Source organism: Rhizobium sp. UFLA01-1127 (genome assembly GCF_059803845.1).
Genome location: NZ_JAUQTZ010000302.1, coordinates 1 through 977 on the forward strand (window position 1 = coordinate 1; position 977 = coordinate 977).

The following is a 977-nucleotide window of genomic DNA, read 5'->3' on the forward strand; positions in this document are numbered from 1 at the left end:
CTCGGGGGATCCCGCGTCCTGCTGCTGGCTCCAGAGGGAGCAGCAAGCACGGCCATCATGCGGACCATTCAGACTCTCGGCGGCCACTGCAGGCTGATCGGCGCCGATGACATGGAGGATCTGCTGCGGTCCTTCCCGATGAGTGACGAGGGGGCCTGGACGGATCTGATCGTCGATCACCGCATGGCGCCCTGGTATTTCAGCGACGGAAATGCGCTCGCGGTGCCGAGGCTTCGCAAGATCTTTCTGGTCAATCCCGAGGAGCGCAATACCCATCCGCTCGATCTCTTCGATGCCTGGCTCATCCGGCCGCTGCGCGAACAGTCGCTGATCGATGTGCTGAGAGGCCGCATGCGCGGCATGGAAAAGCGCGAAGCCTTGATCGAAGCGGTCTCGGAGATCGGCATAACGACGCCCGAGGCGGAGGACCGCACGCTGGATATCCTTCTGGGCGAGGATGATCCCGTGAATGCGATGCTGGTTCGGGCCATGCTCTCCAAGGCCGGCCACAGGGTTCGTCTCGTCGAGGATTTCGATGGCCTTCGTGCCCGCGCTGAAAATGCCGAAGCGCGGCCCGAAGTGCTCGTGACCGATTTCAACATGCCCGGCGGCACGGGTGCGGCTGTGCTTGCACAATTGCGCGCTTACGAGCGCCGGCAGGGTTTGTCGCCGCTTCCCATTATCGTGCTGACCGCAGACAGCCGCGATGCGATCCGCCGTCAGGCGCTTCTGGCGGGAGCCGATGCCGTCATCGTCAAGCCGGTCGATCCTGAAAAGCTGACGACGGCGTTGCAGGCCCTGTCGAGATCGGCTTGCGAACGCGGCTACACCGCCGCCCGTCACGTGTGACGCGCAAAGGCCGTTGCTGCACTTTAAATCCGCCGCATAATTCCGCCTCCGATCTTCAAACATGGGGTAATCGCGGCGCGATCGTCCCAGGTCAGTTATGCAATGATGGCTGGTAAGGGTGGTTGCCC

General features: G+C 62.8%; 1 protein-coding gene. It reads left to right on the forward strand.

Annotated features, from left to right (window positions below; all coding sequences use genetic code 11):
- Nucleotides 1-849: response regulator (locus Q4Q11_RS31870; protein WP_498571986.1), on the forward strand; the 849-nt coding region annotated here is incomplete at its 5' end.
- Between the last annotated feature and the right edge of the window lie 128 nt (nucleotides 850-977).